Origin of the sequence: Mesorhizobium sp. LNJC405B00 (assembly GCF_000502615.1) — a bacterium.
Classification (GTDB): Bacteria; Pseudomonadota; Alphaproteobacteria; order Rhizobiales; family Rhizobiaceae; genus Mesorhizobium.
Genome location: NZ_AYWC01000008.1, coordinates 163513 through 180054 on the forward strand (window position 1 = coordinate 163513; position 16542 = coordinate 180054).

The 16542-nt window shown below is 64.4% G+C and carries 15 protein-coding genes and 1 pseudogene; 6 read left to right on the top strand and 10 right to left on the bottom strand.

All coding sequences use genetic code 11. The features are described 5' to 3' along the window. Window positions 1-152: 152 nt before the first annotated feature. On the bottom strand, window positions 153-1187 hold the full coding sequence (locus tag X756_RS148960) for an aspartate-semialdehyde dehydrogenase (protein WP_023671698.1): 1035 nt from the start codon (window positions 1185-1187) through the stop codon (window positions 153-155). Window positions 1188-1610: 423 nt separating this feature from the next. Here X756_RS148960 and X756_RS01000000165655 point away from each other — a divergent pair. The 4 genes and pseudogenes from X756_RS01000000165655 to X756_RS148945 all read left to right on the top strand — a co-directional run bounded on the left by X756_RS01000000165655 (window position 1611) and on the right by X756_RS148945 (window position 5642). Beyond that, window positions 1611-3526, top strand: a pseudogene (locus tag X756_RS01000000165655) (DEAD/DEAH box helicase). 324 nt (window positions 3527-3850) lie between these two features. Next, window positions 3851-4573: a DUF805 domain-containing protein gene (locus X756_RS148955; RefSeq protein WP_023730273.1), complete on the top strand. Its 723-nt coding sequence runs from the start codon at window positions 3851-3853 to the stop codon at window positions 4571-4573. Between the two features lie 192 nt (window positions 4574-4765). After that, a complete protein-coding gene (locus X756_RS148950) occupies window positions 4766-5194 on the top strand; it encodes a polyketide cyclase (RefSeq protein WP_023708789.1) in 429 nt (142 codons plus the stop codon). A gap of 70 nt (window positions 5195-5264) precedes the next feature. Then, complete coding sequence (locus X756_RS148945; RefSeq protein WP_023683823.1) at window positions 5265-5642, top strand: MarR family transcriptional regulator; 378 nt, start codon at window positions 5265-5267, stop codon at window positions 5640-5642. Window positions 5643-5650: 8 nt separating this feature from the next. On the opposite strand, the gene leuB is transcribed toward X756_RS148945, so the two are convergent. The 5 genes from leuB to leuD form a co-directional block, all read right to left on the bottom strand. Then, the gene (gene leuB / locus X756_RS148940; RefSeq protein WP_023683822.1) at window positions 5651-6754 is read right to left on the bottom strand and encodes a 3-isopropylmalate dehydrogenase; all 1104 of its coding nucleotides are present in this window, start codon (window positions 6752-6754) and stop codon (window positions 5651-5653) included. Between the two features lie 149 nt (window positions 6755-6903). Further along, on the bottom strand, window positions 6904-7254 hold the full coding sequence (locus X756_RS148935) for a VOC family protein (protein WP_023683821.1): 351 nt from the start codon (window positions 7252-7254) through the stop codon (window positions 6904-6906). Window positions 7255-7266: 12 nt separating this feature from the next. Further along, window positions 7267-7650 (bottom strand): RidA family protein, encoded by a 384-nt coding sequence (locus X756_RS148930; protein WP_023702580.1) that lies wholly within the window; start codon window positions 7648-7650, stop codon window positions 7267-7269. Window positions 7651-7957: 307 nt separating this feature from the next. Next, window positions 7958-8881 carry a hypothetical protein gene (locus tag X756_RS148925; RefSeq protein WP_023730274.1) on the bottom strand — a complete coding sequence of 308 codons (924 nt, stop codon included), beginning with the start codon at window positions 8879-8881 and terminating at the stop codon, window positions 7958-7960. A gap of 64 nt (window positions 8882-8945) precedes the next feature. Further along, window positions 8946-9551: a 3-isopropylmalate dehydratase small subunit gene (gene leuD / locus X756_RS148920; RefSeq protein ID WP_023730275.1), complete on the bottom strand. Its 606-nt coding sequence runs from the start codon at window positions 9549-9551 to the stop codon at window positions 8946-8948. Window positions 9552-9715: 164 nt separating this feature from the next. Between leuD and X756_RS148915 the strand changes: the two genes are divergently transcribed. Further along, window positions 9716-10141, top strand: coding sequence for a GNAT family N-acetyltransferase (locus X756_RS148915; RefSeq protein ID WP_023730276.1), 426 nt, complete (start codon window positions 9716-9718; stop codon window positions 10139-10141). 140 nt (window positions 10142-10281) lie between these two features. Then, window positions 10282-11013: a DUF72 domain-containing protein gene (locus X756_RS148910; RefSeq protein WP_023730277.1), complete on the top strand. Its 732-nt coding sequence runs from the start codon at window positions 10282-10284 to the stop codon at window positions 11011-11013. 204 nt (window positions 11014-11217) lie between these two features. Here X756_RS148910 and X756_RS148905 read toward each other — a convergent pair whose 3' ends face one another. From X756_RS148905 to X756_RS148890, 4 genes are read right to left on the bottom strand one after another with little or no spacing between them, the layout of a single operon-like run. Beyond that, complete coding sequence (locus X756_RS148905) at window positions 11218-12384, bottom strand: FAD-binding oxidoreductase (RefSeq protein WP_023730278.1); 1167 nt, start codon at window positions 12382-12384, stop codon at window positions 11218-11220. Between the two features lie 23 nt (window positions 12385-12407). Beyond that, the gene (locus tag X756_RS148900) at window positions 12408-14003 is read right to left on the bottom strand and encodes a HAMP domain-containing sensor histidine kinase (protein WP_023730279.1); all 1596 of its coding nucleotides are present in this window, start codon (window positions 14001-14003) and stop codon (window positions 12408-12410) included. Next, complete coding sequence (locus tag X756_RS148895) at window positions 13991-14686, bottom strand: response regulator transcription factor (RefSeq protein WP_023730280.1); 696 nt, start codon at window positions 14684-14686, stop codon at window positions 13991-13993. The genes X756_RS148900 and X756_RS148895 overlap by 13 nt, the downstream gene beginning before the upstream one ends. Before the next feature lie 4 nt (window positions 14687-14690). Continuing rightward, entirely contained in the window at window positions 14691-16217 is a 1527-nt protein-coding gene (locus X756_RS148890; protein WP_023730281.1) for a DUF4173 domain-containing protein, read from the bottom strand. Window positions 16218-16542: the final 325 nt, after the last annotated feature.

Genomic DNA, 16542 nt, shown 5'->3' on the forward strand with positions numbered 1-16542 from the left:
GAAGACTTCGGCCGAAGGCCGAGCCCGCGACTGCGGGCCGCCGGCTTTCCGGCGCCCCGCGGAGGGCCAGCCGCGGCAGCGGCGATACGGCCCGTGAGCGATAAACGGAATCGGCCGAAGGCCGAACCCCGTGAGCGAAAACAAACCAGCCGTCAGGCCGCCTTCTTCTTCGGCTGGATCAGGCCGCGCTCGACCAGAAGCTCGGCGATCTGCACCGCGTTGAGCGCCGCGCCCTTGCGCAGATTATCGGAGACGATCCACATCGACAGGCCGTTGTCGATGGTCGAATCCTCGCGGATGCGCGAGATGAAGGTGGCGTCCTCGCCGGCCGATTCCAGCGGCGTGATGTAGCCGCCATCCTCGCGCTTGTCCAAGACCTGGCAGCCCGGCGCTTCGCGCAGGATATCGCGCGCCTCGTCGGCGGTGATCGGCTTTTCGAACTCGATGTTGACGGCTTCGGAATGGCCGATGAACACCGGCACGCGCACACAGGTCGCCGTCAGCTTGATCTTGGGGTCGAGCATCTTCTTGGTCTCGGCGACCATCTTCCACTCTTCCTTGGTCGAGCCGTCGTCGAGGAAGACGTCGATGTGCGGAATGACGTTGAAGGCGATGCGCTTGGTGAACTTCTTGACCTCGACGCCATCGGCGACGAACACCGCGCGGGTCTGTGTAAAGAGTTCGTCCATGCCCTCCTTGCCGGCGCCGGATACCGATTGATAGGTGGCGACGACGACGCGCTTGATGGTGGCGACATCGTGCAGCGGCTTCAGCGCCACGACCAGCTGCGCCGTCGAGCAGTTCGGATTGGCGATGATGTTCTTGCGGGTGAACAGCGAGATCGCATCCGGGTTCACTTCCGGCACGATCAGCGGCACGTCCTGGTCGTAGCGGAAGGCCGACGAGTTATCGATGACGACGCAGCCCTGCTTGCCGATCTTCGGCGACCACTCCTTCGAGACGTTGCCGCCGGCCGACATGATGCAGATGTCGGTGTCGGAAAAATCATACTGGTCGAGCGTCTTGACCTTCAGCGAACGGTCGCCGAACGACACTTCGGTGCCCTGGCTGCGCCGCGAGGCCAGCGCCACGACTTCGCTTACCGGAAAGCCGCGCTCTTCCAGTATGTTGAGCATTTCGCGACCCACATTGCCCGTGGCGCCGACTACCGCAACCTTGAAACTCATCAGAAATCTCCTGTCCCTCTCCGCTTGGTTTTTGGAGAAAACCCGCCGGCCAATGCGGGTTTCGTCCCCCGGGCCGGACCCGGGAGAGGGTGGTTAGGCCAAGGGAATCACACCGTTTTGGTGGTGGTTTTGGCCATAGTTTTGCTGGAACGGTAAGACGCGCCAACGCGCCCGGCCCCATGATTGTGGCCGGGGAAGTCGAATGCAAGAAGAGCCATCAGAAGGCCGCGCATCGAAAATGATCCCGTTCGATGCCGGCTTTTACGCGGTTTGCGTCAGGAGTCAATTGCGGCCAGGCACACGCCTGCCCTGTACAATAGCGGCCGCAAGAAGTACGAACGCCCAAATAGTGTTTGGCTGGCGTGCGTCAGCCCCGGCATGTGCTCCATGATGAGCCCAGACCCTGAATTCCGAAAGAGTGAGATGTCCAATTTCGAAGCTATTGTTCCTGCGCTGGCAGAAGCGCTGGAAAAACGCGGCTATACCGAGCTGACGCCAGTGCAGAAGGCCGTGCTGGAGCTCGGCGAGTCCGACGCTCTGGTGTCGGCGCAGACCGGCTCAGGCAAGACCGTCGCCTTCGGCCTCGCTTTGGCGCCGACCCTTCTTGGAAGCGCCGAACGTTTTGACCAGGCTGGCGCACCGCTGGCGCTGGCCGTGGCGCCGACGCGCGAGCTCGCTTTGCAGGTGATGCGCGAATTGCAATGGCTCTACGCGCCGACCGGCGCCACCGTCGCGTCCTGCGTCGGCGGCATGGACATGCGCTCCGAACGGCGCGTGCTGGAGCGCGGCGCCCACATCGTCGTCGGCACGCCCGGCCGCCTGCGCGACCACATCACCCGCAACTCCCTCGACATGTCGGCGCTGAAAGCCGTGGTGCTGGACGAGGCCGACGAGATGCTCGACCTCGGCTTTCGCGAGGACCTCGAATTCATCCTCGATGCCGCACCGGCTCAGCGCCGCACGCTGATGTTTTCGGCCACCGTGCCGCGCTCGATCGCCACGCTGGCGCAAGGCTATCAGCGCGACGCCGTACGCATCTCGGCCGGCGGCGAGGAAAAGCAGCATCTCGATATCGAATACCGGGCGCTGAATGTCGCCTATCCCGACCGCGAGAACGCCATCATCAACGTGCTGCGCTTTTACGAGGCGAAGAACGCGCTGGTGTTCTGCAACACCCGCGCCGCCGTCAATCATCTGACGGCACGCTTCAACAACCGCAATTTTTCCGTCGTCGCACTGTCGGGCGAGCTCAGCCAGAACGAACGCACCCACGCGCTGCAGGCGATGCGCGACGGACGCGCCAAAGTCTGCATCGCCACGGATGTCGCCGCGCGCGGCATCGACCTGCCCAATCTCGAACTGGTCATCCATGCCGATCTGCCGACCAATCCCGAAACGCTGCTGCATCGCAGCGGCCGTACCGGCCGCGCCGGCCGCAAGGGTGTCAGCGCGCTGATCGTGCCCAACGGCGCCCGCAAGCGCACCGAGCGCCTGCTGCAGAATGCAGGGCTGAAGGCGACATGGGCGAGCCCGCCCTCGGCCGACGACGTGATCAAGCGCGATGACGAGCGCATCCTTGCCGATCCAGTCTTCGACGAGCCGGTAGCCGAGGACGAGCGCGGTTTCGTCGACACGCTTCTGGCCAGGCATGGCGCCGAACAGATTGCGGCCGCCTTCGTGCGCCAATGCCGCGCCAGCCGCTCGGCGCCCGAGGAGCTTACGGATGTCGCACCGTTCACGCCTTCGCGTGACAAACCGGCGGGCGAAAAATTCGAGCGCCGCGATGAAGCGCCAAGCCGGCGCGACGACTTCGGCGACAGTGTCTGGTTCTCGCTGTCGATCGGGCGCAAGCAAAATGCCGAGCCGCGCTGGCTGATCCCGATGCTGTGCCGCACCGGCAACATCTCCAAGCGCGAGATCGGCTCCATCAAGATGCAGCANGCTGGCTGATCCCGATGCTGTGCCGCACCGGCAACATCTCCAAGCGCGAGATCGGCTCCATCAAGATGCAGCAGGATGAGACCTACGTGCAGATCGCGGCCGACTGGGCCGATCGCTTCCTCGCCGCCGTCGGCCCCGACAAGAAATTGCAGGGCAACATTGCGGTGAAGCGCCTGGACGGCACGCCCGACCTGTCGCGGGCCGGCTACCAGGCGCCGAAGCCCGACAAGAAGCCGCATCGCGGCAAGCGCCCGTTCGAGGCGCCGCAAAGCGCACACAAGCCGAAATTCGAGAAGCGGGAACGGCCCCCCGGCGATGCAAAGCCTTGGGCCGGGAAACCGAAATTCGACAAGGCTGGACCGCCGAAGAACAAGAAACCGAAGAAGCGGCCGGTTTGAGGCTCTTATCGGCCAATTACAGATGTAGGCGCTGCCCCTCATTGCCCTGCCGGGCGTTTCTCCCCGTATAGTGACGGGGAGAAAGGGCTGACCGCAGCCTTGGCGCTCTCTTGCAACGTTGGCGATTGGCGGAATCGTCGATAACAGCGACCCCTCTCCCCGCCACTATACGGGGAGAGGATGCCGGCAGGCAGGTGAGGGGCAGCGCCAACGCACCGGAAAATAAAGCAACTCATGCCTGAACCGTTCGCCCTCCATTTCGTCCACCCCCTTGCAGTCCGCCGCAACTTTGAACAGTCTGTGCCTGCACGGGGGCGAGGCTAAATGCGCGGCGAAGTTCTTCACTATGACGAGGCCCAGGGTTTCGGCTTCATCACCGGGGCGGACGGCAACCGCTACACCTTCGCGCGCGAGGATCTGCGCCGTGATACCGTGATCGCGAACGGCGCTGTGGTCGAGTTTCTGCCGGCAAGCGGTCAGGCGCGCGACGTTTTTTCAATCCGCGCCCAGCCCGCCAGTCCCGCCACCGCTGCGCCAGCGGCAAGCGCCGCGCCGCCCAAGGCGGCTGCCGCTTCAGCCGCCCCACAGCATTTCGGCCGCCTGGCGGAAGACGGCGCGGTTCGCGATAGCGGACTGCCGGGTTATTTCTGGCGAGGCGTGACGCGCAACTACATCAACTTCGCCGAACGCGCCCGCCGCAAGGAATTCTGGGGCTACTGCCTGTTCTGGACCGTCAGCTTCATCCTGGTCGGAATTGCCGGCGCCCTCGCCGACCAGGCCGTCGGCAATTTCGATGCCGGCAACTGGCCGATTGTGATGATCGGCGTCTGGGGGCTGTTTTGGCTAGCGACGTTCCTGCCCTGGGTCGGGCTCGTCGTGCGCCGCTTGCACGACATCGGCCTGACCGGCTGGCTGGCAATACCTTACTTCGCAATCACCTTCATGTTCGCTCCGGCTACGCTGATCCTCGCGCTGATACTCGGATTGATCCCGACCCAGGCCCACGAAAACCAGTGGGGGCCGGTGCCTAGAGGAGGCGGAGCCTAGACCCGCACCAAGAAATGAGCAGCCGGCTGTTTGCGGACAGCCGTGCTATAACAATGGCTTAGTCGCAGCCGGGAAGGCAGCTGCTGTTTTGACCGAACGAACGAAATATTTCTCTTGCCATTTAGTCTGTGCACAGACAATCTGTGCAATCATCAAATCGACGATCGGAAACGGATGATGGAGCCAAGACAAATGTGGACCAACGAGTACACCGCAATTTCCCCCCTTTCGGCGCAGGCCATCTGGAACGCGCTCAAGGCGCTGCACGAAGGCCGCCTCACCTACGAAGGCTCCGATACCTTCGTGCTGCACGGCCCGTTCGCCAAGGGCACCCGCGTCTCTGTAACGCCCGTCGGGCAGGACACCTTCGAATCGACGATCGTCGACCTCGTCGACGCTGTAACCTATGCCGACGAGACCTCGTTCGGCGACACGAAACTGCTGTTCAGGCATACGCTGACGCCGGTCGAGGGTGGCACTCAAGTGACTCATCGCCTCGAGATTTCCGGCCCATCGGCCGCCGAGGTCGGACCAGAGCTCGGGCCGCAGATCAGCGGCGATTTCGACACTTCGATGGCTAAACTGTTCGAGCAGGCAATGGTGTTGGCGAACGGTGGCTGATCAAGGGGATCTGAACACGCGCTTCAGCGGACCATCCGAGAGCCCCGGCTTGCTGCTCTGGCGAACCACCATGCGCTGGCAGCGCGTCATGACGGCGGCGCTGGCCCCGCTTGACCTTACCCATGTCCAGTTCGTGCTGCTGGCTTCGGCGATGTGGCTCGGCCGATATGGCGAGCCGCCCAACCAGGTCCAACTCGCCGCCCAGGCCGGCACCGAGGTGAAGATGACGTCGGACGTCGTCGCCCGGCTTGAGGCAAAGGGACTGATTGTGCGGGACACCGACCCGCGGGATTCCCGCGCCAAGGTGATCCGCGTCTCCACGACGGGGACGGCCGCAGTCCAGCGCGCTATCGTCGCCGTCGAAGCCGCCGACGCTGCTTTTTTCTCAACCGTGGATGAGGCGCAACTCGTCGGCCTGCTGAAACGGCTGGCCGGCGAGATCCGCTGAGTCGGCCGCTAAGCCAGGAACTTGGCGATGATGGCATCGCCCATTGCGACAGTGCCGACTTCGGTCATGCCCTCGGACAAAATATCCTTCGTCCGGAGCCCGTCGTCGAGCACGGCGGCTATTGCGCCTTCGAGCTTGTCGGCCTCATCGACCATGCCGAAGGAATATCGCATGCACATGGCAAACGACGCGATCATGGCGATCGGGTTGGCGATGCCCTGTCCGGCAATGTCGGGCGCCGAGCCATGCACCGGCTCGTACAGCGCCTTGCGCTTCCTGGTCTTCACATCGGGCGCGCCGAGCGAGGCCGACGGCAGCATGCCGATCGATCCGGTCAGCATGGCGGCGATGTCGGACAGCATGTCGCCGAACAGATTGTCGGTGACGATGACGTCGAACTGCTTTGGCCAGCGCACCAACTGCATGCCGCCGGCATCGGCCAGCATGTGGTCGAGCTTGACGTCGGCATAGCGAGTCTTCTGGGTCTGGGTGACGACCTCGTTCCACAGCACGCCGGATTTCATGACGTTGCGCTTTTCCATCGATGTCACGTGGTTCTTGCGCGTGCGCGCCAGCTCGAAGGCGACGCCCGAAATCCGCTCGATCTCGAACGTGTCGTAGACCTGCGTGTCGATCCCGCGCTTCTGGCCGTTGCCGAGATCGATGATCTGCTTCGGCTCGCCGAAATAGACGCCGCCGGTAAGCTCGCGCACGATCAATATGTCGAGGCCCTCGACGACTTCCTGCTTCAGCGAGGACGACGCGGCCAGCGCCGGATAGCAGATGGCGGGCCGGAGATTGGCGAACAGCTCCATATCCTTGCGCAGCCGTAGCAACCCGGCCTCGGGACGCACCTCGTAAGGCACCTTGTCCCATTTCGGCCCGCCGACGGCGCCGAACAGCACGGCGTCCGCAGCCATCGCCTTTGCCATGTCGGCATCCGAAATCGCCGCGCCATGCGCGTCGTAGGCACAGCCGCCGACCAAGCCTTCATCAGTGGCAAAACCGCTGCCGAGCTTTGCGTTCATGGCCGCGATCAGCTTCTTCACCTCGGCCATCGCCTCGGGGCCGATGCCGTCGCCGGCGAGCAGGAGAAGATTTTTCGAAGCCATGGAGAACCGTCCCAACACTGTTTGGAGAAACCGCGGCCTTGCTAAACGCCAAGAGCTTGCGGCGCAAGGGGATGAAGAACGCTACGACGGCGCCCGCGTCTCAAGACCTGGGTTCCTCGCCGTGGCCAGAGGCGGGGGAGAGGAACAAATCACTTGTGCGACAAAATATTCACCAACCGGCCGAACGGATCGCGCACATAAAACCGCCGTACGCCCCAGGGTTCGTCGGCGGGACCATACTCGATGGCAAAGCCGGCGGCCTTCATGCGTTGCAGCGCCGCATCGACATCGTCGACCTCGATGGAGAGGTCCGGCACCGGCGTGCCGGAGCCGCCCTGGGCCATGAAGCTGATCTGCACCTGCATCCGTGCGTCGGAGCCTAAGGTGACGATCCAGCCCTGATCCATCAGCACATCGAGGCCAAGCACGTCCTGATAGAAGCGTTTCGCCGCTGCCGCGTCTGGTGTCCCGATATTGGCCACGATGCGCCGGACCGTCATGGCTTTGCCTCCTCAAGCCGTACGCCGCAGCGCCGTGACTTCGATCTCGATCTTCATTTCCGGCTTGTTGAGCTGGCACACGATCATCGTCGCCGCCGGCCTGATCTCGCCGAAAGCCTCGCCGAGGATGGGGAAGACCACGTCCACGAAGGCCTGGTCGGTGATGTAGTAATGCGCCCGCACCACATCGGCCATGTCGAAGCCGCCATCCCTCAGCGCCTCGGCGATGGTCGCCAGGCAATTGCGCGTCTGCGCCTCCACCGTTTCCGGCATGGCCATCGTCGCATAGTCGTAGCCGGTGGTTCCCGAGACGAAGCACCAGTCGCCCTGCACCACCGCGCGCGAATAGCCGGCGGTTTTTTCGAAGGGCGAACCGGTGGAGATGAGTGTGCGCATGGAGCCTCGCTGTGGTTTCGGACACTTTGCAGGGAAAGGGCCGGCCAGGCCATGGGCCAAGTCAGGTGCAAATCTTGGTCGTCGGCGGGACAGCACCCCCCTCTGGCCTGCCGGCCATCTCCCCTTCAAGGGGGGAGATTAGCAGTTCGGACGCCTTTCTCGCTTTCCACATTTGCGATTGGCGAAAGCCAGAGTGACGTCTGATCTCCCCCCTTGAGCGGGAGATGCCCGGCAGGGCAGAGGGGGGTGTGACGGATCGCGACGGAACAAGCATGAACACCGAGTGTTCGCCGCGCTGCCGCAAACCCTAGTTCCCCGACTCCTGCGCCTTGTCCATTGCTTCCTTCACATCCGCCGGCCAGTCCGCCACCGGCGGCCAGGCCTGCGGCTCGCCATTGTCGCCGCGGCGGGCGAAGTAGAGCGTGTGCTTGGCCGGGTCGACCGCCATGAAACCGTCATTGCTGCCGCATGCGTGCGGCACGCAGCCGGTGGCGTAGAAGGCGCCCGACGCCGTCTTTTCGGTGCCGCCGCCGACCAGCAGGCTGGTCGCCATGTCGGGCATGGTGTCGCCGAGCAGCGTCTGCGCCGCCTTGTAGACGGCCTCATTGTGGAAGGCGTCGATGATGTTCTGGTATTTGGCCGGATCGACGTCCTTCCAGTCCGTACCCGGCTCCGGCGCGTAGGTCAGGTCGCCCGAGATCGTCAGCCCGTCGCTGGGTGACCATTGCAGCGCTTGCTTCGTATCGCCCGGCAACAGATACGGCACGAAATAGATGGCGTTGTCGGCCACCGCCGCCGGCGGCGCGCCGCATTCGTCCTGTTCGAGCTTGAGGCTTTGTATCTCGCCGCCTTCCGGCTTCCAGACGATGACCTTGGCCGGGCCGCACTGGTTGCCGCCGTCGCCGACATCGACCAGCGCCACGTTGACGCCGCCGACCTTGACTGTTCTGTCGAAGAACACGTCGTAATTGCTGGCCAGCTGCTTGCCGTCATAGGCCAGCACCTTTTCGCCATCCTGCTCTGGCTCGGTAATGGTCAGCTGCCCGCCCTCGAACGGGACCGGCCCCTGGCTGTCATCGTCCGCCAGGGCCGCATTGCTCGACGCGCCCGGATCGGCGGCGGACGGATCTTCTGCCGGCACGAGGACCGTGTCGGTCTGTGCTTGCGCGCCGGCCACCGGCATCAGCATCCACGCCAGCGCGCAGGCGCCGGCAAGAAGAAAACGTGTCATGACTGTCCCCTCCGTTCAGCCGCCACGAACCCGGCTTTGTGGCGGCCGGGCCATCTCGTACCACTCAGGCCCAGGGACGCTCGGCAGCGTTCTTCTTCTCGAACGAGGCGATGGCGCCGGCCTTCTCCATGGTCAGGCCGATATCATCGAGACCGTTCAGCAGGCAGTGGCGCTTGAAGTCGTCGAGGTCGAAGGTGACCACGCCGCCGTCGGGGCCGCGGATTTCCTTGGCCTCGAGGTCGACCGAAACCGTCGCATTGGAGCCGCGCGAGGCGTCGTCCATCAGCTTCTCCAAGTCTTCGGCGCTGACGGTGATCGGCAGGATGCCGTTCTTGAAGCAGTTGTTGTAGAAAATGTCGGCGAACGAGGTCGAGATGACGCAGCGAATGCCGAAATCGAGCAGCGCCCACGGCGCGTGTTCGCGGCTCGAACCGCAGCCGAAATTGTCGCCGGCGACCAGGATCTGCGCCTTGCGGTAGGCTGGCTTGTTGAGCACGAAGTCGGGGTTTTCCGAGCCATCGTCCTTGTAGCGCATTTCGGCGAACAGGCCGCTGCCGAGCCCGGTGCGCTTGATCGTCTTGAGATAATCCTTGGGGATGATCATGTCGGTGTCGACATTGACGATCGGCATCGGTGCGGCGACGCCGGTGAGCTTGGTGAATTTTTCCATGGCTTTTGCCCGTTCTTGATCGATAATTCGTTGCGTCAGGGTTTGCTGCGCCCGGTTTACACAAAGCCGCCGGCAAATAAAAGGCAACTGTTGGTGCGCGGCCCGATCGAAAGATCGGCGGCAAACGTCTTTAAAACCGGCTGCCGTTGGTGCACCTTGCGCCCATGACCGCACAATCGAAGATTATCTATGCCAGGGAGCCTGAGCTCGACGTCGCCGAGTTCCGCCGCGTGCTGGTCGAATCCACGCTCGGCGAAACACGCCCCGTCGATGACGACGCCCGGCTGCAGGCGATGCTTTCGGGCGCGAACCTGGTGCTCACGGCGCGGCTCGACATCGAAGGCAGGCCGCTGATCGGCGTTATCAGGGCCATCACCGATTTTTCCTGGGTGTGCTACGTCTCAGAGCTCGCCGTGTCGCAATCCGCGCAAGGCGTCGGCATCGGCAAGGGCCTGATGGACGAGGCCCGCCGGCAGCTTGGGCCTTCGGTCGCCATCAGCCTGATCTCGATGCCTGACGCCGTCGGCTTCTATGAGCGTATCGGCATGAAGCGCATGCCCGACGCGTTCTGGTTCTCACGCAAGGGCTGACGTCGCGTCAGAAGCAATCGCCGATAGGGACCGGGCGGCGGGCAAGGTTCTCGGGCAATGCGGAACGGTGTTCAGGACCCCGCGGAGCAACGCCTCCTTGTCGCCCTTGACCCGCGCTTCATCCGGTCCAAATCCGCAGCATGGGAAATCGCCGATCTCTGATAGGCACCGCCGGATGGGGAATTCCGTCTCGATACAAGGCTGACTTTCCGCAGCCCGGGTCGCATCTCGAACGTTACGCAAAATGCTTTCCGGTCGTGGAAATCGACACCTCCTTCTACAAACCGCACCGCCGCGAGACCTATGAGCGCTGGGCGCACGCCGTGCCGGAGCACTTCCGCTTCGCGGTCAAGGCACCGAAGAGCATGACCCATGAGCATCGCCTCGCCGATTGCGAGGGGCTGACAGAGGACTTTCTCGGGCAGGTCGAAGGTCTCGGCGAAAAGCTGAGCGTGCTTCTGGTGCAGCTGCCGCCAAGCCTGCCCTTCGAGCCGGAGGTCGCCGGCGGCTTCTTCGACATGTTGGGCAGGCGTAGCCTGGCAAGGCTGGCATGCGAGCCGCGCCATCCCAGCTGGTTCGGTGCCGAGGCGGACGCACTGCTCGCCGGTCACCAGGTCGCACGGGTCGCCGCCGACCCGGCTTCGGTTCCGGAGGCAGCAGGGCCGGGTGGCTCGCCCGGCCTTGCCTATTTCCGCTGGCACGGCGCGCCGCGCATCTACCATTCGGGTTACGATGCCGAAACGCTCGACCGGTTTGCGCGGCAAGTGGAAGCAGCGGCCGCTTCCGGTGCCGAGGTCTGGGGCATTTTCGACAACACGGCCGCCGGGCATGCACTGGGCAACGCGATGGCTGTCAGTGCGATGGTTGCTTAGACTCTCGCGGGACAGCACCCCCCTCTGGCCTGCCGGCCATCTCCCCCGCAAGGGGGGAGATCAGATGCCGCGACCGCTTTCGCCAATCGCCGACGTTGCAAGAATGGCGCCTTCGCCGAAGCTGCCAATCTCCCCCCTTGCGGGGGAGATGCCCGGCAGGGCAGAGGGGGGTGGGCGGGAACTCGACAGTGAGCTTTTGCCGCCTCAAATCACGTTCAATTCCCGGAACGCCCTTCCCTCAGCCACTCTGGCGTACCCAAACGCCGAGCAATCCACCGTCCGATACCCGCCATGCACCAACAACTCCGCCAGCGCCTTGCCGACGGCCGGCGCCTGCTGCAGGCCGTGGCCTGAAAATCCGTTGGCGAAGATGAAATTGCCGACCTCGGGATGCGGGCCGATCACCGCATTCTGGTCGAGCGTGTTGTAGTCGTAGTGGCCGGCCCAGGCGCGTGTCGGCTTGATCGCCTCGAAGGCAGGGATACGGGTTGCCAGCACGGGCCAGATCACCTCTTCGAACAGCGGCCAGTCGACGTCGAAATCCCTGGGGTCGGCGGGGCCATCGCCCTCCTCCGGTTCGGCGCCGCCGGTGAGATAGACCGAGCCTTCAGGCCGGACATAGATGCCGGATGGGTCGACCAGCAGCGGCATGTCGACGTATTTTTCCCGCGCCTCGAAGACGAAAACGTTGCGCTTGCGCGGCTCGACGGGCAGCACGAGCCCCGCCATGCCGGCCACCTTGCCGGCATTCGGCCCGGCGGCGTTGACGACGATGCCGGCTTGCAGTCTTTCGCCATTGTCGAGGTCCACTCCGGTGGCGCGGTTGCCCTGCCTCTCAATGCCGGTGACGTCGGCGGCGATGAAATCTATTTGTCTGTCACGCAATGCCTTGCGAAACAGCGTCAACATGGCATGAGCGTCGAACCAGCCCTCGCCGGTACGGCCGAAGGCGCCGGCGCTGATGCCTTCGGTCGACAGCCATGAAAAGCGCTTTGCCAGCTGGTCGGCGTCCTCGAGCAGAATGTCGGCGCCCTCGGCGACCTGCGCCTCGTGGTTGGCTTTCAGGATCGGCAACCCGGCGTCGCCGGCCAGGATGAGATAGCCGCCTTCGCGAAAACCGATATCGGCGTCGGTGCCGAAGGTCTCCTTCAGCCGCCGGAACAGGTTGAGCGTGAACTGCGACAGCCGGATATTTTCCGGAATCGAGAATTGCTGACGGATCGAGGCCATGGACAGCGTCGTTGCCGCATGGGCGAATTGCGGGTCGCGTTCGATCAGCGCGATGGAGCCGGAAAAGCCTTCCTCGCGAAGGTAGTAGGCGACCGAGGAGCCGACGATGGCTCCGCCGATGATGACGATGTCGTAGCGCACTTTGTTCTCCGATCCACCAGCCCTCACGCGGCTGGCAAGGAAATCTCGAAGCGCGTGCCGCGCCTGGAGTCAACCAGCGCGATCGTGCCATCATGCGCTTTCAGGAGGGCCAGCACGATGCCGAGGCCCAGGCCGGTGCCGCCGGACTCGCGCCGCGTGGTGAAGAACGGCTCGAAAATGCGCGCCCTGTTGCTCGGCGAGATGCCGGCGCCATCATCGCTGATCGCAATCGTCACTTTGCCGTCGGCGCTGGCAGCCGCCAGCAAAACCTGGGTCGCGCCGTGCCTGGCGGAATTGTCGATCAGGTTGGCAAGCACGATCGCCGCATTCTCGGCCGAGATGCGCAGACCGGTTTCGCCGCCCGTCTCGATGGTCACAGCCAGCCTGCCGTCCACCGGCAGCAATGCCAGCGCCGCATCGAGCGATGTGCTTTCGCCGCTCGGCGCCAGGTTTTCCGCGCGCGCCAGATCGAGCAGGCGCCGTACCAGCAGATTGAGCCTTCCGGCATCGTTGACGATGTTGCCGGAAAACCGCTTGCGCTCTGCCGCGTCCATCGCCTCGCCGGAATCGCGCAAGAGTTCGGCCGCGCCCTGGATCGCCGTCAGCGGCGATTTGAGCTCGTGCGAGACATGGGTGGCAAAGGTCTGGATCGAGTCGGAGCGCGCCTGCAGCTTTTCGGCCATGTCGAGGAAGGCGGCGGACAGCTCGGCCATTTCGCGCGTGCCGTGATGGTCGAGCGGCCGGATCGCGTCGCGGTCGCCGGCGGCGATGCGCCTCGTGCGCTCCATCAGCGCGTAGAGCGGCCGGCTGACGGTGCGCAGGAAGACCAGCGCGATCAGCAGCGTGCCGAACAGCATGGCGATGGCCGCCAGCGTCACCTTGCCGCGTTCGCCATAGAGATGCTTGACGATGTTGTTCGGCGTTCGAGACAGGTAGATCACGCCGGCGACATGGCCGTCGACCGCGATCGGCATGGCGACGAAGACGCGGACCTTGGTGCCCCGGCTGACCGAATAGAGCGGCGGCGGCGGCTGGTCGGGAATTCGTTGCCTGAGCGCGCTGGCATAGTGGCCGGTAAGGGCGGTGCGCACCTCCTCTACAAGGGCCAGCGACAGGCCGACCTCGTCGCGCCCGGCAATGACGACGCCATGCGGGTCAAGCAGCCGGAAGCCGGCCAGGGTGGTTTTCTGCGTGGTGTCGAGAATGCCCGACAGCCGCGCGCCGATCGCTGCAAAGGCCGGATCGGTGGCGGCAGCGACGCCGGCGGGCCGGGTCGGCAGCAAATAGTCGGAGGCGAGATCGAGGGTAGGCTCGATCGGCTGGTAAGGCGTGTCGTCGCCGCGGCTGGCTTCGCCGCTGTCAGCCTGCATCGGCACCCCAAGCTTCTCCGGGGCAATGGCGGCGTCACTGATATTCTGCGCATAGATGGCGGCGATGACGGCGCCTTGCGCGATCAACTCGCCCTCGGTCTGGCGGATCAGCTGGTTTTCATAAAGCCGGAAGAAGAACAAGCCGACCAGCGGCAGCGCCAGCACCATGATGAGGATGGCGAGGACCACCGTGGCCAGCCTTGGCCGCCATTTGGTGCCGATCCATTTGGCGTCGCTCAGGCGCCGCATCGGCCAAGCCGGAAACCGACGCCATGCACGGTTTCGATGGCGTCGAGACAGCCTGCCGCCGCCAGCTTGGCGCGGATGTTGCGGATGTGGCTATCGACGGTACGGTCGGCGACATGGATGTTGGCGGCATAGGCGCTAGCGACCACCAGGTCGCGCCCCAGCACATGCGCCGGCCGCGCCAGAAATCCTTTCAGGATCGAGAATTCGATCGCCGTCAGCGCCAGCGCCTTGCCGTCGAAACTGGCGCCGTGGCTGGCCGGCACCAGGCTGAGCTTGCCATGCGCGAAGTTCTTGTCGTCGACCGGGTCGGGCGCCACCGGGCGGGCGCGGCGCAGGATGACGTTCACGCGCGCCACCAGTTCGCGCGGGCTGAACGGTTTCGTCACGTAGTCGTCGCCGCCCATTTCGAGCCCGAGGATGCGGTCGATTTCCTCGTCGCGCGCGGACAGGAACAGAACCGGCACGTCGGAGCGCTGCCTTAGCCGCCGGCAGACTTCCAGCCCGTCCATCTCCGGCATGCCGATGTCGAGCACGACGAGGTCGGGCACGCGGCGCTCGATCGCCTGCAGGGCCGCGGCGCCGTCGGACACGGCCTGCGTCTTCATCCCGGCCTTTTCCAGCGCAAAGCAGATGACCTCGCGTATGTGCGGATCGTCGTCGGCGACCAGGATCTGATGCGGCATGGATCTAACGGTCCGGCACTGAAGGTTGCGAGGGCTGGGTAGGTGGAGGAAGCACGAGCGGACCTCTCTTGTCGAGAACCTGCACGAGCCTCCAGCCGCGAAAGCTCCAGGCGCGCCACTGCTTCTGCTCGGCGATAGTGTCGTCGATCATCATTTGGTCGGCCAGATAGGTGGTTTGGTTTCCGAATTGGTGCATGTAGAGGCGGTCCAGCGCCGGCATGGCGGCAGCGCCGAGCGAGCGCAGATATTCCGTATCGATAGGCGTGCCGTCGCCGGTCATTTCAAGGGAATGGTCGACATTGAAATTGGCGATCGTTGCGGCGAAGTTGATGAAGCAGCAGGCATAAAGCGTCGCCGATAGCGTCGCAAGATTGGCGGAGAGCAGCCATTCGTTGGATTTTCCAAGCGCGATGCGGACAATGATCAGTGCAAGCCCTGACGCCACCAACCCCATCCAGACGAAGGCGGCGATGCGCCAGTAGGTCAGTGCATAGACGCCGATATAGAGATCGAGCCTGAGAATCGACGAGATGACCAGCACGATGTTCTGCGCCACCCAGGCATAGACCAGCCGGCGGATCAGCGGATCGCCTGAGGTTTCGCTGCCCGGCCGCAGCGCCGCCAGCACGAAGCCGGCGGCCAGCAGCGCCGTGGCGATCAGCGGATACGCGCCGCGATGGGCATAAGCGGCATAGCTCAACCCGTCGGGAAGGGCGGCCCCGCCCCAGAGATAGGCTGCGTCGAGCCCGGTCTGCAGCGCAAACAAGGCGTTGAAGACGATCAGCGCGCGCAGGACCGCGGCCTTGCCGAAGACGACGGCCTCGATCGTTGTCGCTGGTTTAGTCGCGGCCGGTGCGGCCACGGCTGCAGGCGGCGTCAAAGGTGGAAGGCGGCGCGGGAAACGCGGCAGGCGAGGCCGCAGGAAAGCCCAGACGCCGGCGATCACGAACAGCCAGAAGACGATCCGCGCCAGTTGGATGAGATCGAGCAGCTTCATCAGGTCGATCAGCGACAGCCAGTATTCGATCACCGGATTGGCGGCGCCGAACAAGAACAGGAACACCGCGCCCAGCGTCACCGGCATGACCCAGACGATGATGGACGCCAGGCGGATGCGGCGGCCGCCAAGCCGGCGCACCGTGCGGCGCCAGTGGAAAAAGTCACGGATAAGGCGCAGCGGCGCCGCCAGCAGGAACAGCGCGACCTGGCCGGCAATGCGGGCGATGCCGTGCCGTAGCCGCCCGGACAGGGACAGCGCAAACACCACCAGCGCCACGACAGCTATCGCCACCGACAGCGGGCTGACGTTCTCGGCCAGCGGCAGCAGCGCGACGAACAAAGCGGCCGGCTTGAGCCAGGGTCGGGTGGAATTCAGCGCGGCAGGATGCACAGCGACCACCGCGCCGGCGATCAGGATGGCAAACAGCAGCACCGTGGTCCCGGCGGGCTGGCCGTAAAAGAAAAAATCCGCCAGCGCCACGAGCAGGACGGCGATGCCGAAGCGGCTGGAAAAGCTTGCAAACGATGTCATGCGCGGATTTTCCTGATGGGCTGGGTCCGCTCGGCCGGTGGGCGGATAAAAGGGAGCAGGCTCGCTTCCAGGTAAGGGCGGGCCGCCGCCCGGGGCGGATCGACCAACCACCAGCTTTCGCTGCGCAGGCGATAGGGCAAGGACCAAAGGTGAGCGTTTCGCTGTTGCATGCCGCTGTTGTCGCGGGCTCGCATGGAAACGGCGGGGCGGAGCGGAGGAGGTTTTCCGCAGGGATGTGCAGTTTTCGTGCAGGACCTGTGCTTACGGCCGGGGCGCTCCCCCCCATCTTTCCGGACGTTGGCGCTGTCCCAGCCAGGCTCCTTTC